Here is a 17,270-nt window from a genome sequence, read left to right as displayed (position 1 = left end):
TTGATATCTGAACGTCTTATCGTACTTTCTGTCAATACATGTCGTCGCGTTATTCTCATACGAACATAAAAATGCACCGCTGTTTTTATTGAGTTGGATCAATGGCTGCATTGACAGGATGATCGGCGAAGTGATCAGCTGATGTTTCTTATATATTTTTGCGCGTGTTTTTGTTTGCTTTTTCGTCTTTATAAAAGGGACTTTACATGAAATTTATCTTTCAACCGGCATTACGTTTAGGTCTGGTGATCTCTTTAGTCTCTACCGCCGCGATGGCATTTTCTTTGGCGGATTTGAGCAATCAGGATGCCAACTCAGGACTGAAGGCGGCGCTCAATAAAGGCGCGGACGTTGCAGTTGCCAAGCTGGGCGTCGAAAACGGATTTTTAAATAACGATAAAGTAAAAATCGGATTGCCAGGGATGCTAGAGAAAGCACGACCGCTGCTTAAAATGACAGGGAAGGGCCAACAACTGGATGATCTGGTCGTGTCGATGAATCATGCCGCAGAGTCTGCCGTGCCATTGGCGAAGCCGTTGCTCCTGAATGCGGTGAAATCCATGTCGGTCACGGATGCGAAGAATATTCTGAGTGGCGGCGACACATCGGTAACCGATTTTTTCAGAGAGAAAACTGCCACCCCGTTAGGAGAAAAATTTCTCCCGATAGTAAAGAAAATCACCGACCGTAACGGTGTATCCACACAATACAATTCGACGATGGGATTGGTCAGTAAAACGGGTCTTGTGCCAGGTCAGGCGGCGACTGTTGAAGGCTATGTCACGCAGCGCACCTTGGATGGCTTGTTTTACATGATAGGGGAAGAGGAAAAAGCGATTCGACGTGATCCGATCGGTGCTGGCAGTGCAATTATCGGAAAAGTTTTTGGCGCATTAAAGCAATAGGCTGCGGCATACCATCGTCATGGTATTTTTGATGTGGACCGAATTGGGAAAGTTACGGGTCTGGCGACTTTATGAAAACTCTTTTGAGAGTGACGTTATAAAGCTTCTTGCTTAGTTATTTGTTTTGGCCGCTGTTTGAGGTGTACCCGGTTGCGTTCGAGACATTCGAGACATTCGGCGATGCCTCCGAACACTGCTAAACGATGCAAAGTGTTACGAACATATTCGGGCAGGGCGTGTGTAAGTTATATAATTTTAAAATGACAAAGGGCGCATTAACTGCGCCCTTGCTCATTTGTCAGTATAGTATTTTTCAATTTATTTATTGAGCAATACTTACGTTGACCGCATTAGAGAACCCCGTCCATCACGTTGCTGCGATGGGCAAATCCTCAGGTAGATGCTTGATTGCCGAATGTTGATGATTCTGCAATTTGTCCTTATATTTAATCACTTGTCGATCGAGTTTGTCGATTAACAAATCGATGGCGGCGTAAAGGTCATGCGCAATGCTCTCGGCATGCAGGTCTTTGCCTTTAACGCGCAGATTAATTTCGGCTTTTTGACGCTTTTCTTTCTCTGTGATTTTGTCTACCGTCAGGATCACACTAATATCTATGACCTGATCGAAGTGGCGCTTGATACGCTCCAATTTGCTTAGCACGTGTTCGCGAATGGCGGGAGTTACGTCGAGGTGATGCCCACTAATTGTGAAATTCATACAGCGCTCCTATCAAGTGTGTCGTTGGCGGTTCGGACCGGGACGATTAATTCAGTGTTGAATCACCAATTTATTCATCAACCATAAATCAATCAGTCAGAACACAGCGACGTTTGTGCAAACAAGCAAACAGCTATAAAGATTTACGCAAATTGACCGGCGGAATTCGTAAAGCTTCGCGATATTTTGCGACGGTGCGACGGGCCACTACCATACCTTGTTCCGCGAGCATGTCGGCAATCTTGCTGTCAGAGAAAGGACTTTTAGAATCTTCCGCTCCTATCAGTTGTTTGATTAACGCCCGTATCGCCGTTGAGGAAGCCTCTCCACCTGCCTCTGTAGCAACATGGCTGCCAAAGAAATACTTTAATTCGAACATCCCGTGTGGGGTGAGCATGTATTTCTGAGTAGTTACACGTGAGATAGTACTCTCGTGTAATCCTAGTGTATCAGCTATTTCGCGCAACACAAGAGGTCGCATAGCAACCGCCCCATGTGAGAAAAAATTCCGTTGACGCTCAACAATTGCCTGCGCTACACGCAGTATGGTATCGAAGCGCTGACGCATATTTTTGATCAGCCACTTTGCCTCCTGTAGCTGCGAGTTAAGTGATCCCTCGCTCTTGCCCTGCTTGAGAATGTTGGCATAAAGAGCATTAACTCGAAGCCTTGGCATAACGTCATTGTTGAGCATTACCTGCCAACCATTTTTTGTTTTTCTGACAATTACATCTGGTACGACATAATCTGACGCACCGCCAGCAAAGGTCGCGCCGGGATGAGGATTACATTTTTTGATAATAATTTGTGCCTCGCGCAAATCTTCATCATCACACTCCAGCGCTTTTTTGATTTTATTAAAATCGCGCTGGGCAAATAAGGTCAGATAACCTTCAACGATTGTTAGTGCCAGTCGGCGTGTGACGAACGCTACTTTGGGAAATGCTTTGATTTGCAATGCGAGGCATTCTGACGCGTTGCGTGCTCCGACACCAGTTGGGTCGAAGCTTTGGACCATCTTCAAGGCCATCGACAATTCTTCGATCTCGATATCAAGTTGCTCTGGAAGACGTGCAAAAATATCGTCTAGTGATTCCTCCAGGTAGCCGTTTTCATCAAGCGCATCAATGATCAACTCGATCAATGCACGGTCGCGTTGCTGATCAACAGCTTCACGCATTTGTTTGAGCAAATGTTCGCGCAACGTCGATTCGCAGGCTTCTAATTGTGGTCGTGAATCCTCATCATCTGGGGCTTTGGAGGTTCGGGAAACGTCGTCAAAGCTCCATTCGCTGTCAGTATTGCCGTTCTCTTGATTGTTTTCGCCAGACTCAGGGGCTTCACCACCGCCCTCGGGCTCTGTAGGCGAGCTGCTTACTTCGCTGTCACCAGGTGGCGCATCCATTGTTGAGGCGCTGGTACTGATCGCCCCGTCGGCGAGTAATCGCACTGAATTATCCAAAGGATCGTCTAGACGTTCCAGTAACGGATTATCCGAAAGGATGTGTTCGAGTTCCTGATGTAACTCCAACGTAGACAACTGCAACAATCGAATCGATTGCTGCAGTTGCGGGGTTAGCGCCAGATGCTGCGAGGTACGGAGTTGAAGAGATTGTTTCATGGGCGCTAGGGAATCCGTTGAATCCGTTACATGCGGAAATGTTCACCCAGATAAACTCGTCGCACAGATTCATTGGCGATGATGTCGTCTGGACTGCCGCTGGCTAGCACGCTACCTTGGTTGATGATGTATGCCCGGTCACAAATGCCGAGCGTTTCGCGCACATTATGGTCGGTGATCAAGACACCGATGCCGCGCTCTTTAAGGAACCTGACGATACGTTGAATTTCGATAACGGCGATAGGATCAATACCGGCGAACGGCTCATCAAGAAGCACGAAGCGCGGATTAGTGGCTAAAGCGCGGGCGATTTCGACACGTCGTCGTTCACCACCGGATAAAGATAACGCCTGATTTTCTCGCAATTTCTCAATTTGCAATTCTTGCAGCAGCGAATCGAGTTTGTCCGAGATCTCATCTTTAGTCAGTGCGTTGCCGTTTGGCCGCTGCAACTCAAGTACCGCACGAATATTGTCTTCGACCGTTAGCTTGCGAAAAACAGAGGCCTCTTGCGGCAGATAAGACAGGCCAAGCACCGCGCGTTGATGAATCGGTAAACGCGAGATGTCAACGCCATCTAAATCAATTGTTCCACCATCCGATGGCACCAGACCGACGATCATATAGAAAGAAGTCGTTTTTCCAGCGCCGTTAGGACCAAGCAAGCCGACGACCTCGCCGTTATTTACTTTCAAAGAGACATCGCGGACTACTTGGCGCGCGCCATAACTTTTTTGCAGCCCTTTAACGATCAAGGTGCTTAAATTTGTAGAGGTCATCTTATTTACTCTTCGGCTGGATGACTGCTTTGATGCGGCCCGCGCCAGGTTGACTATTGCCGGAAACATTGTTACTGACCGAGTAGAACTCCACGCGACTATCGTAAGAGATGAATTCGCCGTTTACAACATCGGTGACTTTGGTCCCTTGCAGACGTCGCATTTGCGCTTTCGAAAATAATTTAACGATTTCAGTTTTATCGTCGTACTCAATTCGCTCAGCTTCACCTTCGATCCATAAGTCAGGACCGCCGTCGCGCTTTTGGCGAAACGTGGCTAAGCCACCGGGAGGTGCGTATAAGGTGGCAAATTGATAGCCTGATGGGTCCGTCGTGACGACGACTTTGTTGGCTTTCATGATCAGCGTGCCGCGGGTCAGTATCACCTTGCCGGTGAATATCTTTACTTGTTTTACGTCGTCCAGCGTGAACTGGTCTGCGTCTACGTTGGATGGTTTATCTGCGTCAGCTTTTTCAGCATGGGCACCTGAAATACAAGTCAGTTGCAGCGCGAGTAGGGTTAAAAATAGAATACGTTTCATAAAAATCCTGAAAGGGGATACTGGCACTAAAAGCAACAATGGCTTCAATAGGATTATCCGGTAATCATGTGAGTTATTTAGTCTGCCGCGGTGTTGCGCGATAGGTGCCACGGACATTGTTTAATAGGCGTAATTGCATAGTCGCATTATTGGCATACATACCAACACCGGTCATTTTCGACTGATCGATCGTGATTTCGACCGCTTTGTTGCTTGTCATAATGTCATCATCTGGCAATAGCTGAAGGTACTCGGACTGCAAATGAAGCTTTGACGACTTTGGCGTCGCTGAGCGGTCTGCGTTCACATTGCCGTACATATTCACTTTACTGTTGTTGTCTTCGATTTTGGCAGTATTGGAGCGCAAGGTCATCGGCGGTTGTTGTTTATCAAGGCTACGAATGACGGGAAGAATCACGTCAAATGAATCGTCGGCGGGATTGTGCGTCAGGCGTTGACCTGAGATGTTGTAGCGTGGCTGACCATTAAGTGCGAGTTGCACATAATTAAAATTTTCGACGTAATAATCAGGCGCAACACGCGGCGCACCCGGCAATAATTGCTCTGTATTTTTACGCATCACTTCCATGATCCAGAAACTACCGAGAGTGAGTGCCACACACACCGTCAGCAGCAGCATGAAGCGTAGGCGAAAAGTTGACCGCAGGTTTTTCATGCCGCCTCTATGACGCCGGTCAAATACTGTGCCAAAGCGGCGGCGTACTTGCCTTGCGCACGCAGAATTAAATCACAGACTTCACGCGCAGCGCCTTGCCCGCCGTTTGCCTGCGTAACATAGTGAACGCGCGATTTGACCTCCTGATGACCATTGGGGACACTGACAGCAAAACCGGTACGCGTCAAAATAGGCAGGTCAATGATGTCGTCGCCAATAAAACCGCAAACATCTGGGGTAAGGTTGGTATCGGCCAATAACGCGGCAAATGCGGTATTTTTGTTATGCGCGCCTTGATAGACGTGCGTAATGCCGAGATCGCTCACCCGACGGCTGACGATGGCTGAGCTGCGCGCACTGATAATGGCGGTGATAATCCCTGCTTGTTGGAGTAATTTGATGCCGAGTCCGTCGAGTACATTGAAACGTTTTATTGCCTCTCCGTCGGGACCAAACAATATGCCACCATCGGTCAACACGCCATCGACGTCAAAAATCATCATCTTGATTTGGGCGGCGCGCGCCATGACTTCTGCGGGTATGTTAATAGTATTGGGGGCGGCTACCATCAAATCACCTTGGCACGGGTCAAATCATGAATATGTAGCGCACCGACCAGTTTGCCATCGGCATCTGCCACCAGCAACTGGTTAATTCGGAACTCTTCCATGATTTGTACAGCATCAACTGCCAATTGGTCAGGGCCAACAGTACGCGGATTAGCATGCATCACGTCGGCAATTGTCAGCTTGGAAAAGTCCTGTACGTGTTCAATTAGGCGTCGCAGATCGCCGTCGGTGAATACGCCGACAGGGTGAAATTTATCGTCCACGATTGCCGTCATGGCAATACCTTTGTGTGTGATTTCGAGCAATGCTGCCGATAACGATACTTCTGCGGTGACCGCAGGAATATCGACACCGCTGCGCATAACGTCACGCACGTGGGTCAGTAAGCGTCTGCCGAGCGCGCCGCCAGGATGGGAGCGAGCAAAATCTTCTTCACGAAAGCCACGCGCATCCAGCAATGCTACCGCCAGCGCGTCACCTAGCGCCAAGGTCGCGGTAGTGCTTGCAGTTGGCGCAAGATTAAGGGTGCACGCCTCTTGGTCTACTTTGACGTTGAGATGAACTGTTGCTAACTGTGCAAGGGAAGAGTGGTCATTGCCGGTCATCGCAATTAGCGTCGCGCCCATGCGTTTAACGATCGGCACGATCGCCATTAACTCGGCGGTTTCGCCGGAGTTGGAAATAGCGATAAAAGCGTCATTTTCTGTCACCATCCCAAGATCGCCATGGGCGGCTTCGGCGGGATGAATGAATAAGGCCGGTGTGCCGGTCGATGCCAGCGTTGAGGCAATTTTTCGGGCTATATGACCGGACTTGCCGATACCAGAAACAACGACACGACCGGTACAGCTCAACAATAGTGCGACCGCTTGCGCAAAGGGAGCTTCAATGGCCCCCATTGCACTGTCGGCAGACATCCCGGCGCTGTCAGAAATGCGGTTTTTTAGCGCAATTATTGCATCCGCTTCGATTTGTAGCGTTTGACACGCGAGCTCAAGCGCTCGTTTGGCGTTAAAAGATTTTGGCAAGATTTTGGCATGGATTACACTCATCTCGAAAGTATAAACGAATTCCTAAAGCAAAAAACTTGCCAGTGTCATTATGGTGCAATTAATATCGACATATTGCACGGTGGTGTTGCGTACAGCGTCGGATAATCATTTTAATTATTAAATTAATTATTAAATTAATTATCAATCATGCAATTGTTGAGCAATAACTAAGCAAACATGTTTTCCACATCAGGATTGACGCATTTCTATGCGCTGTTACACAGTATTAGATGCTTATCCTGCCCATCGCAGGCTCGCCTAGCGGATGCCGGGTGAATACTTGATGAGCGAGATTGCGTAGCCAGCACGACAGCGCAATCAAACCATTAATGGTTGCATGCCCCACGATCAGCCCACTCAAAGCCCCAACCTTGATTGATGGTATCGGTATAAGCCGGATCGCCCGGTTCCCGTTGCGAATGCCACATTGCAAGATAGATGCGACCGTTATGCTGGACCATATCTCCCCCTTGATAGCTCTGACTTTGCTTCCACAATGGTTTGCATTCTTCCACTGGTATTGGTGCGACGTCATCTGCTTTCACTATTACGGTGTGGTTCTTCTGCGCGCTCAACTTTCCGTCATTTGCGGTGACGGTGAAGTGATACTGTGTCTCCTGTGCCAGTGTAGGAGCAGTGAAAGTGAGTTGCGCGCCATCCGCTATGAATGCCAGTGGAGGCGATACTTTCCAGCTATAAGCTAGCTTGCCGCCATCGGCAGCGCTTGAGCCCGCAGCGTCTAACTTCACCGAAGTGCCGCTTGTTGCTTGCGTGGGACCGCTAACGACGACGACCGGTGGTCGACTTTCTTCCGACTTTTTCACAGTAATTTTTTGCTCAGCGTGCGCTTTACGTCCGCCATGGCTGCTGGAGACATCAATTGTTACCTGATAACTGCCGGCGGCTAATGTTGAAAGCGTCAATTCCTGCTGCGCGCCTTGCAACACTCCCGCACCAGTTGCATCCTGAATTTTCCAGTTATACACCGGGGGTGTACCAGCTTCGCCTTTAAAGTTTGGTGCGGCCTTCAAATTCGCTGCTTGCCCCTGTACGATTGACGTCGGACCGACAATTTCTACGTTCGTGGCTACTACACTTACTTTCATGGTGGAACTGCTTTGCACACCCTTTTTGTTGGTAATGGTGAGTTGATAGATGCTTTCGCCAGTCTGGTGTGTGTTCACGACCGCTTCGGCAATGGCTTTATTTGCATGGCGTAGCGAAAAAGGACCGCTCAACATTTTCCATTGATACGTCGTCGCGTTTTGGCTTTTACTACCGTCCAGTTGATAGGCAAAGGAGGTGCTGGTGGTTGAAACAGCATGTATATCTGCTTTGACAACCGCTTCCGGTACATCAATATCTACCGGCGGCTCGCCTTTATTTAACAACAACTCAACCGCAGCTTGCACGTCCGGTTGCATGCCAATCGGGCGCTGCGCATCAGGAGACGGCAGCGGATGTCCCGTATCTACCAATACCTGGCGCATTTTTTTAGGTGAAATAGCCCCGAGTCCGTGGGCAAATGCAATACTTTGAACTTGTGCGACAGCACCTGCGATGATCGGATTGCTGGAAGACGTGCCGGAGAAAGTATGGCTGTAAATGTCGTTGGAGCAGTCTTTACCGCTGCATGACGTGGTTGTAACGTCTCCGCCCCAACTGAAGAGATCAACCCGGCTTCCATACTCTGAGAAACTGGCGCGTTGTCCACTTCCCGGATTTGCCGCACCGGCGTAAATAGCCCCAGTGTCATTCAGATTGCGATCATATCGACCCTTAAAATAAGGGTGATCGAGGTTGATATTGCCGTTGCCGGCAGCAATAATGACATGCACCCCCTTTTCTTGCGTTAGGTAGCTAATTTCATCGGCCACAGATTGAACCGATTCAATGGGTAAGAAACAAGCGTAACGATTTTCTTTATCGCAGACTTCAATTGGAATGGGCAACGGCGGCCCAAAGTGGATGCCAACCTGGACTACATCTCCTGGTTGTAAATGTTGGCCCAGATTAAACAAGCTTCCTCCTCCTGGCTGAGAAAATTTGCTATAGCCTGCTTGCGCTTTTGGCACAAATCCTGTGGTACCAAAACCATTGTCTTTCGAAAACATAATTCCCGCACTCATCGTGGCATGGGAGTTCGGGGCGCGCTCCGCCACTTCCCCGTGTTGCAGAAAGGGACGAGGCAAATCAGCGTGATCATAAGACCAATGGTTCCATTCAGTTGAGATAATGCGTACGTATTCCCCGTCACCGCCAGGATAAGCGCGCGCCGCAATCGCATTCAAGCCGCCCAGTTTAAATCCGCCTTTAGACGTTGCGTCTTGCATATAAAGCTGGCGCGAAGTGTAATCGGGAGTGGCGTTGGATCCTGCGGTACTTTGTTTTGCATCTGTTTTCGGCACCCCAGCAACGACAAAATTCTCGTCTTGACGTGCTAATTCCGGTGCAACTTGGGCCGACTCGACTAGCGGGTTATTTCTTAAATCCGCCAACATTTCATTTACGGCATCGTTTGACTTACCGCTGGTATCGATTGCGTAATAGCGCGTCAGATTGTGCCGCTCCATTGCGGCTATCTCATCGGCTGAAAACGTCATCGGCACAGGAAATATTGCATTGAGACGCGGTGCAATTTGTTCTAATTGGTGTAGTGCAGCGGAGGTTCTTTTAGGTAATTGCTGTTGCGACTCTAGTGAAGTAATGGTGGCGCGTAAGAGCACGGTAATGCTGGTCGGCTCAACCTCTTTCGCGTGTAGCGGTCCTGAGAATAGCGCGCCAATCGTGGCGCATAGAAATAGTTTCGTGAACGTATTTTGCATGATGGTAACAATTTTCTTTAATAGGTCGCAAGCGAACCCGTGCGTCGCATTGGCGTACGTTTAAACGGCTTTAGTAACAAAGTCGGCGGGAGTTTTTGGCTGGCTTAAAACGGCTTCAGTTACGTTTAAGCCAGTTTTTTGCGGCAATTTGACGCCACGCATTCATTGGCGGGACATAGCGTGAACCAGCCCCGGAATTATCAGTTTTTGTATTGCAGCAGGCTAGGAGACAACCAGCCTGAATCGCAGAGAAAGTGTCTTGTTTTTATGTGGAATATTCTCGGCCTCTGAAGAGTCACCACCGGAATGTCTCTTGCGATAAACGTTCATTACGCAAATGCGGCCAAAAGATTTTGGCATCAATGACACTGATTTCTAAGGTATAAACGAATTATCAATCGCAAAAATTGTCCGTATCATTTAAGACAATGCAATGCGACATACAACACCATCGCTGTGTAGATTAAGTCGTGAAATTCTTTTTATTGTTAATTAATTAAGAACTGAGCAAGCATGCTTTCTGGTTTAGAACTGACTATTTTGTTACTCGGATCCGCGGTATTAGGTGTCGTGGCGTTTCGTATGTTCCACTTGCCACCAATGTTGGGCTACCTGACTGTCGGTATACTTATCGGCCCGCACGCACTTGGGTTTGCCGAGGACAATGAAACCACGCATACGCTGGCGGAATTCGGTGTCGTGTTTTTAATGTTCTCCATCGGATTGGAGTTTTCATTATCCAAACTGTCAGCGATGCGCCGGATCGTCTTCGGACTTGGCATGGCGCAGGTATTGTTGACGATCGGCGCGACAATGTTGTTTGGTTGGATGGTCGCCTATATATTGCCGCAACTGACCAATATCAGCTGGCAAGCCGCCTTCGCATTGGGTGCTGCGCTGACCATGTCCTCCACCGCCATCGTCTCAAAACTGTTGACTGAGCGGCTGGAACTGGAGACAGAACACGGACGCCGCATCATCGGCGTCTTATTATTTCAGGATTTGGCGCTGGTGCCGTTACTGATCATCGTTCCCGCTTTAGCAAAAAATTCCGGTGACCTCGCCGCAACGCTGGGATGGGCCAGCGCCAAAGCGGTGATCGTGCTCGTATTGTTGCTTTTCATCGGACAAAAACTCATGCGCGGCTGGTTTCAGATTGTCGTCAGACGGCGTTCGCAAGAGTTGTTCATGCTCAACTTGCTGCTGATCACTTTAGGCGCCGCATGGATTACCGAGCGCGCTGGTTTGTCGATGGCGCTTGGCGCTTTTATCGCGGGTATGTTGATTTCAGAGACCGAATATAAGCATCAGGTTGAAGAGGATATCAAATCATTCCGTGACGTCTTGTTGGGCCTGTTTTTTATTACCATCGGCATGTTACTCAACATACGGCTAGTCATTGAACATTGGTGGCTGGTATTGCTATTGTTGTCCGGGCCGGTATTACTTAAATTTGGCCTGATTGCGGCGCTCTCAAAAATTTTCGGCTCTACTACCGGTGTCGCACTAAGAACGGGTTTGGCCTTGGCGCAGGCGGGCGAATTTGGCTTTGTGCTGTTGAGTCAGGCCGGTGGCTTGCATTTGATGGATCCTCTGCTGATCCAGTTAATTCTCGCATCGATGGTGCTGTCGATGCTGGTTGCACCCTTTATTTTAAATAAATCAGACGCCATCGTCATGAAGCTTTCCGCTAACGAATGGATGATGCAATCGCTAGCGCTGACCCAATTGGCGACCCGCACCATGTCGACCAAGAAGCACGTCATTATTGCCGGTTTCGGCCGTAGTGGCCAAAGTCTGGCCACGTTACTTGAAGAAGAAGGGATTGGTTATCACGCGCTTGATCTCGATCCAGATCGCGTGATTGAAACGCGCGGAGCTGGCGCGCAAGTTTCCTACGGCGATGCGTCACGCAAGGAAAGTCTGGTCGCAGCCGGGATACATCGGGCAGCGGCATTGGTCATCACCTATGCCAACACGCCATCGGCGTTGCGCGTGCTGCACCATGTCCACGAACTGGCGCCGGAATTGCCTGTGATTGTGCGAAGCTACGATGATACGGATCTTGATAAGTTGCGTGCGGCAGGCGCTGCTGAAGTCGTGCCAGAAGCATTGGAAGGTAGCCTGATGCTGGCATCGCATGCGTTAGTGATGTTGGGTGTACCGTTGCGGCGCGTTGTGCATCGGGTGCAAGCATCCCGTGATGAACGTTACGCTTCCCTGCGAGGATACTTTCACGGCGTAGGCGATGCGAGTGATATCGACGACTATTTGCAGGAAAGACTGCATTCCGTGACCTTATTAGAGGGCGCAAAAGCGGTCGGAAAGTCATTGGCCGCGCTTGATCTGGCAAAAGTCGGAGCAGAAATCAGCAGTGTTCGTCGTGGCAAGGGCCGACTTAATATTACGCCCGAGACAGTGCTTGAAAGTGGAGATATCATCATTTTACGTGGTGCTGCCGAGGGTATTGCCAAAGCGGAAGAACGGTTGTTCGCCGGCTAAATTAGGCGGCCGTTAGTAAATTATGCCTGAATCTATTGTGGCGTTTAGTCACAGTAATGCGTGAATTCGCTTGAATTATTTGAAAAAGTTGAATCCATCACCGATATTTTGTCGTATAAATAACGTCAATCCACAATTTAATGTGGTGATGTTATGGAGTTAGTCCATGGTTCTTTTGTCAAAAATTGCATTAATTTTCTGCGCGGTGACGTTGGCTTTGGTAGCGACGGTTGCCTGTTCGCCGCTCACCGCGATCAATGCGTTGACGACCGAAAGTACTTACGACAAAACCAGTGACGTTGTCTATGGCGCGAATGACCGTAATCAACTAGATATTTACACTCCTAAAAATCTGCATGCCGCCGCGCCGGTCGTGGTATTTTTTTACGGCGGCAGTTGGAGTAGCGGGGCGCGTGGCGATTACGCGTTTGTGGGAGAGGCGCTGGCCTCACGCGGCGTCGTCGCTGTTGTAGCCGACTATCGACTCTATCCCGAAGTCCGCTACCCGACATTTCTCGAAGACGGCGCACACGCAATAGCGTGGACAGTCAGGGAAATCTCAAAATACGGTGGCGACCCCAAAAGGTTGTATGTCATGGGTCACAGTTCGGGTGCCTACAATGCGGCGATGTTGGCGCTTGACCCGCGTTGGTTAGCCGAGGTTCATCTGACGCCTGCCGTGCTGCGAGGATGGATTGGATTGGCTGGCCCTTACGATTTCCTACCGATTGAAAATCGCGGGGTGCGACCAGTATTTTTCTTCCCCAATTCACCCGTTGATTCTCAGCCCATTAATCACGTAACCTCGTTAGCGCCTCCGACGTTGTTAATTGCGGCGAATACCGATAGTTTGGTGAACCCAGTCCGCAATACCGGCGGCTTGGCAGCCGCATTGCGGACTGCGCATGTGCCCGTGTCTGAGCAATATTTTGACCATGTCAGCCATGCCACACTGGTCGGTGCGATCTCGCGCCCGTTGCGGGGTTTAGCTCCGGTTTTAGATACTGTCGATAAGTTTATTAAATCCGATGCCGGTCGAATTGCGTCACCTATTTCACCTGATCAAAGTGATCAAAAATCGGTCGCGCTGAATGCGCAGTAAACGCTGAATTTTGCTGCGGAATGGCGCATTTTAAGAGGACAGCACGATATCCTCAGAAGCGGCCGAACGGCTGCCTGGCAATGGCGCATTGGTGATGCCGTGATACGCAAAAACGACTGATTCTTTTATCGCCTGACTATTATTCCTGCCAGCAGCATGGAACAGACCGCTGTGAAAAAAGACCACGTCGCCGGGGTTCAACTGGAGTGCGAAACCTTGCGCAAATAGTGTTTGATTTTCAGCGACATCGGGACGCAAAAAATCAAGGCCATCCATTTGTGATGGCTGAATGTCGAGTCGGTGTGAACCAGGAATAAGACGTAACCCGCCATTGTTTTCGTTTTCATCATCCAAAGCCAACCAGACCGAAATCAACGCATTGCGCGGAAAGGACCAATAGCGGATATCCCGATGCCAGCCGGTCGCAGTGCCGAAGTCAGGATGTTTGGTCATCACGCAATTATGATGCGCCAACGTTAAGCAAACCTGTTCTCCGAGAAGCTGGGCAAGCATCGCTACCAGAAGTGGATTGCCCGCCCATTCCCGAAACGATGCATGACGTTGATAAGCATCCCGCAAGCGCCGCGCGGTGCGCCCCCCAACGCTATCGAGTGAGGTTGGCGCGCCAGCGTAGCCGACCGCGGACTCGTATTCCAGTGGCGCCACCGCATCGCGTAAATGTTGGTTGGTGATCGATGCCATTTCGGCACAATCAATGGTCGACACCAAGCGTGGCAATATCAGAAAACCGTCTGTTTCAAATGCCGCAATTTGTTCGGCGGAAAGAGGGGTGCTGTTCATTACGACGTTCCTATGGTTGGAAGAAAGCGCAAAACGTAAGCAAAACAAAACAAAACAAGGCAGAAGCCGCAGAGCTGATCGATAACGACGCGTTACCGAACATCCAAGTCGAGCGCTATTCGCCGATCCTGGTACGCCTATGTTGCGCCGTACCGGATCGATCTTTGGCGCTTAGCGCTTACTCGCTCTGCTACCTTCCTGTAATGCTATTATCCTCTTGCGCGTGTGCAATTGCTTTTATTTTTCCAACAGCGGGGCGAGATATTTTCCCGTCACACTATTCGGATTTTTAGCCACATCTTCCGGCGTTCCTGTTGCAATAATCAGCCCGCCTCCAGCGCCACCTTCCGGACCCAGATCAACCAACCAGTCGGCGGTTTTAATCACATCCAGATTGTGTTCGATGATCACTAAAGTATTACCCTGATCACGCAAACGATGAATCACTTTCAGTAATAAATCGATGTCGTGGAAGTGCAGACCGGTAGTCGGCTCATCCAGGATGTACAGTGTGCGACCGGTATCGCGTTTGGATAATTCGAGCGACAACTTGACCCGTTGCGCTTCGCCACCAGAAAGCGTTGTAGCGCTTTGGCCCAGACGAATATAACCGAGACCAACATCTAGCAATGTATGCAATTTTCGCGCGATCACCGGCACAGGTTTGAAGAATTCATACGCTTCTTCGACCGTCATTGCCAACACCTGAGTGATATTTTTTCCCTTGTATTGGACCTCTAGCGTTTCGCGGTTATAACGCTTTCCGTGGCACACATCGCAGGGAACATAGACATCCGGCAAAAAGTGCATCTCGACTTTGATCACGCCATCGCCCTGACACGCTTCGCAACGACCGCCTTTGACGTTGAACGAAAAACGTCCGGCGTTATAGCCGCGTTCTTTCGCCATCGGCACGCCAGAGAACAAATCGCGGATCGGTGTAAACAGGCCGGTATAGGTTGCAGGATTGGAGCGCGGAGTACGTCCGATAGGCGCCTGATCGACGGAAATAACTTTGTCGAAATGTTCCAGTCCGCTGATCGATTCATGCGCCGCCGGTTCGGCTTGCGAGCCATATAAATGGCGCGACGCGGCATGATATAGCGTGTCATTGACCAGCGTTGATTTGCCAGAGCCAGAGACGCCAGTGACGCAAGTCAGTAATCCGACTGGCAACCGCATCGTGACGTTTTTTAGGTTGTTTCCGCTAGCGCCGGAGATGATGAATTGTCGATCCGGATCGGCTGGTGTACGCTTTTTCGGAACAGCAATTTTGAGTGTGCCGTTCAGATATTTCGCCGTCAGTGATTTTTTACTTTTGAGAATTTCGGCGAGCGTGCCCTGAGCAATAATCTCGCCTCCATGCACGCCAGCGCCGAGACCCATGTCGACCACGTAATCAGCGGTGCGAATGGCATCCTCGTCATGCTCAACGACCAAAACGCTGTTCCCAATATCACGCAAATGACGCAGCGTTTCAATCAACCGGTCATTGTCGCGTTGATGCAAACCGATGGACGGCTCATCCAGTACGTACATAACGCCGGTCAGGCCAGAGCCGATTTGCGATGCCAGGCGGATGCGTTGCGCTTCGCCACCGGACAACGTATCGGCGCTGCGTTCCAGCGACAAATAATCGAGTCCGACATTGTTGAGGAAGGTCAAACGTGAAATGATTTCCTTGATAATCCGGTCGGCGATTTCTTTCTTCGCGCCGGTCAGTTTCAGCTTTTCAAAGAAATGCAAAGTCTCGCGCAATGGCGTCGCCGCCACCTCGTAAATGGCGCGCTCTTGCTTGCCATTGCCGACCTTAACGAAGCGTGCCTCGATTCGCAGACGCGCACCGTGGCAGGACGGACACTCTTTCTCGTTGATGAACTTGGCAAGCTCTTCCTTGACCGCCATCGAATCAGTTTCGCGGTAGCGGCGCTGTAGATTGTTGACCACGCCTTCAAAGGTATGATCTTTGATCACTGCCTTGCCACGCTCGTTAATATACGTGAACGGAATCGTCTCGCGCCCCGAACCATACAACACAACTTGCTGCGCTTTTTCAGGCAGTTTTTCAAATGGCATATCCAGATCGAATGCGTAATGCGCAGCAAGATTCGATAACATCTGGAAGTAAAATTGATTGCGTCGATCCCACCCTTTTACTGCACCACTGGCAAGCGACAGGTTCGGAAAAGCAACGATCCGCCTGGGATCAAAGAACTCGATATGACCAAGCCCATCACATTCCGGACACGCGCCCATCGGATTGTTGAAAGAGAACAGGCGTGGCTCAAGCTCTTGCAGAGAATAGCCACAAGTCGGGCAGGCGAATTTGTTCGAAAACATGTGTTCAGCGCCGCCATCCATTTCCAGTGCAATGGCGCGTCCTTCGGCCAGACGCAATGCGGTCTCGAAACTTTCTGCCAATCGCTGCTTGATGTCCTCTTTTACCTTCACGCGATCAATCACCACGTCAATGGTGTGCTTCTCGGTTTTTTTCAGCTTCGGCAAATCATCGACTTCATAAATCTTTGCCTTGTTAGTACCGCTTTGAATCCGGAATCGAACAAAACCTTGCGCTTGCATGTTTTCAAACAGATCGACATGTTCGCCTTTTCGATTCGCCACCACTGGCGCCAAAATCATCAGCTTGGTCTCATCCGGCATTGCCAGCACCGCGTCAACCATTTGCGACACAGATTGCGCAGCTAACGGTTTCTCAGGATGATCAGGGCAATAGGGCGTGCCAACCCGTGCGTACAGCAGACGCAAATAATCGTGAATTTCAGTGACGGTACCGACCGTTGAACGCGGATTGTGCGAAGTCGCTTTTTGCTCAATAGAAATGGCAGGAGAAAGACCTTCGATCAAATCGACATCCGGTTTTTCCATCAACTGCAAAAACTGGCGCGCATAGGAAGACAGTGATTCGACGTAACGACGCTGACCTTCCGCATACAGCGTATCGAAAGCCAGCGACGACTTGCCAGAACCAGATAAACCGGTAATGACAATCAGTTTATTACGAGGCAAGTCCAGATTGATGTTTTTGAGGTTGTGCGTACGTGCACCCCGGATGCGAATTTCTTCCATTAACAGCTTTCTGCGTAAATATTTACGGCGATAGTTTATGTTGGAGTTGCAGCTTACTTGTTCTGAATTACCGCTTCGTTACCGTCGAG

General features: G+C 49.8%; 13 protein-coding genes. 3 read left to right on the top strand and 10 right to left on the bottom strand.

Annotated features, from left to right (window positions below):
- The first annotated feature begins 206 nt into the window (after nt 1-206).
- Nucleotides 207-905 carry a DUF4197 domain-containing protein gene (locus RGU75_RS05780; protein ID WP_322233867.1) on the top strand — a complete coding sequence of 233 codons (699 nt, stop codon included), beginning with the start codon at nt 207-209 and terminating at the stop codon, nt 903-905.
- Between the two features lie 367 nt (nt 906-1,272).
- On the opposite strand, the gene hpf is transcribed toward RGU75_RS05780, so the two are convergent.
- The 8 genes from hpf to RGU75_RS05740 form a co-directional block, all read right to left on the bottom strand.
- Entirely contained in the window at nt 1,273-1,626 is a 354-nt protein-coding gene (gene hpf, locus RGU75_RS05775; protein ID WP_322233864.1) for a ribosome hibernation-promoting factor, HPF/YfiA family, read from the bottom strand.
- Between the two features lie 133 nt (nt 1,627-1,759).
- Nucleotides 1,760-3,247 carry an RNA polymerase factor sigma-54 gene (locus tag RGU75_RS05770; RefSeq protein ID WP_322233861.1) on the bottom strand — a complete coding sequence of 496 codons (1,488 nt, stop codon included), beginning with the start codon at nt 3,245-3,247 and terminating at the stop codon, nt 1,760-1,762.
- A gap of 26 nt (nt 3,248-3,273) precedes the next feature.
- The gene (gene lptB / locus RGU75_RS05765) at nt 3,274-4,026 is read right to left on the bottom strand and encodes an LPS export ABC transporter ATP-binding protein (protein ID WP_322233858.1); all 753 of its coding nucleotides are present in this window, start codon (nt 4,024-4,026) and stop codon (nt 3,274-3,276) included.
- A 1-nt stretch (nt 4,027) separates the two neighbouring features.
- Complete coding sequence (gene lptA, locus RGU75_RS05760) at nt 4,028-4,567, bottom strand: lipopolysaccharide transport periplasmic protein LptA (RefSeq protein WP_322233856.1); 540 nt, start codon at nt 4,565-4,567, stop codon at nt 4,028-4,030.
- Nucleotides 4,568-4,640: 73 nt separating this feature from the next.
- The gene (lptC, locus tag RGU75_RS05755) at nt 4,641-5,243 is read right to left on the bottom strand and encodes an LPS export ABC transporter periplasmic protein LptC (RefSeq protein WP_322233853.1); all 603 of its coding nucleotides are present in this window, start codon (nt 5,241-5,243) and stop codon (nt 4,641-4,643) included.
- Nucleotides 5,240-5,812 (bottom strand): HAD family hydrolase, encoded by a 573-nt coding sequence (locus tag RGU75_RS05750; RefSeq protein ID WP_322233851.1) that lies wholly within the window; start codon nt 5,810-5,812, stop codon nt 5,240-5,242. Before RGU75_RS05750 ends, lptC begins: the two co-directional genes overlap by 4 nt.
- Entirely contained in the window at nt 5,812-6,864 is a 1,053-nt protein-coding gene (locus RGU75_RS05745) for a KpsF/GutQ family sugar-phosphate isomerase (protein ID WP_322233848.1), read from the bottom strand. The genes RGU75_RS05750 and RGU75_RS05745 overlap by 1 nt, the downstream gene beginning before the upstream one ends.
- A 326-nt stretch (nt 6,865-7,190) precedes the next feature.
- A complete protein-coding gene (locus RGU75_RS05740) occupies nt 7,191-9,689 on the bottom strand; it encodes a S8 family peptidase (RefSeq protein WP_322233845.1) in 2,499 nt (832 codons plus the stop codon).
- A gap of 513 nt (nt 9,690-10,202) precedes the next feature.
- Between RGU75_RS05740 and RGU75_RS05735 the strand changes: the two genes are divergently transcribed.
- Both RGU75_RS05735 and RGU75_RS05730 read left to right on the top strand, forming a co-directional pair.
- Nucleotides 10,203-12,191, top strand: coding sequence for a cation:proton antiporter (locus RGU75_RS05735; RefSeq protein ID WP_322233843.1), 1,989 nt, complete (start codon nt 10,203-10,205; stop codon nt 12,189-12,191).
- Nucleotides 12,192-12,357: 166 nt separating this feature from the next.
- Nucleotides 12,358-13,293, top strand: coding sequence for an alpha/beta hydrolase (locus RGU75_RS05730; protein ID WP_322233840.1), 936 nt, complete (start codon nt 12,358-12,360; stop codon nt 13,291-13,293).
- A 30-nt stretch (nt 13,294-13,323) separates the two neighbouring features.
- Here RGU75_RS05730 and RGU75_RS05725 read toward each other — a convergent pair whose 3' ends face one another.
- Both RGU75_RS05725 and uvrA read right to left on the bottom strand, forming a co-directional pair.
- Complete coding sequence (locus RGU75_RS05725) at nt 13,324-14,094, bottom strand: phytanoyl-CoA dioxygenase family protein (protein WP_322233838.1); 771 nt, start codon at nt 14,092-14,094, stop codon at nt 13,324-13,326.
- A gap of 237 nt (nt 14,095-14,331) precedes the next feature.
- Nucleotides 14,332-17,181, bottom strand: a complete 2,850-nt coding sequence (gene uvrA / locus RGU75_RS05720; RefSeq protein ID WP_322233835.1) for an excinuclease ABC subunit UvrA — start codon at nt 17,179-17,181, stop codon at nt 14,332-14,334.
- Nucleotides 17,182-17,270 lie beyond the last annotated feature (89 nt).

It is taken from the genome of Glaciimonas sp. CA11.2 (genome assembly GCF_034314045.1).
In the GTDB taxonomy this organism is placed as follows: domain Bacteria; phylum Pseudomonadota; class Gammaproteobacteria; order Burkholderiales; family Burkholderiaceae_D; genus Glaciimonas.
This window is presented reverse-complemented; position numbering and strand designations above follow the sequence as displayed.